Genomic DNA, 538 nt, shown 5'->3' with positions numbered 1-538 from the left:
ATTAGATATTAATTCAGGCAGTACGAAAGGGCGGTTAGTGATCACCAATAATACTATTTATGTTTATGATGAAAATAATAAGTTGGTTGTTAAATTGGGCTACTTGGGTTAGTCGAGTTATTTTTCATAAAAAGGTCAATAAAATGTCATGGGGATTAACAATTTATAATGATAAAGGCGCGGTGGAAAACATCACCAGTTCATCATTTGTGCTCGATTTTATTAAAATAACGGGAGATGGAAGTAAGCAATATACTGTTCCTAATGGGTTAACATTATATGCGACAGCTATTGGTCGGTATAGTATTCGCACCTCTGTTTCAGGCAATACCGTCTATTGGAAATCCAATATAACCTCGCCATCGATGGATGGCATTATTATTGTGGGGTTAAAATAAATGAGTAAATATGGTTTGAAAGTATTTAATGGAAAAAATGCAGAGTATTTAAGTACATTAGAATCATTTGTTTTTTTTAAACGCATTAATAATATTAAAAAAGGAAATTATAATACAGGAATAAAAGAAACGGATGATCC

1 protein-coding gene is annotated in these 538 nt (G+C 31.8%); it reads left to right on the top strand.

The window, feature by feature from the left end; genetic code table 11:
* Window positions 1-143: 143 nt before the first annotated feature.
* A complete protein-coding gene (locus JEP71_RS17445; RefSeq protein ID WP_198626678.1) occupies window positions 144-398 on the top strand; it encodes a hypothetical protein in 255 nt (84 codons plus the stop codon).
* The last annotated feature ends 140 nt before the right edge of the window (window positions 399-538 follow it).

The sequence above is a fragment of the Proteus sp. PR00224 genome, from assembly GCF_016238105.1.
Taxonomy (GTDB): Bacteria; Pseudomonadota; Gammaproteobacteria; order Enterobacterales; family Enterobacteriaceae; genus Proteus.
This window is presented reverse-complemented; position numbering and strand designations above follow the sequence as displayed.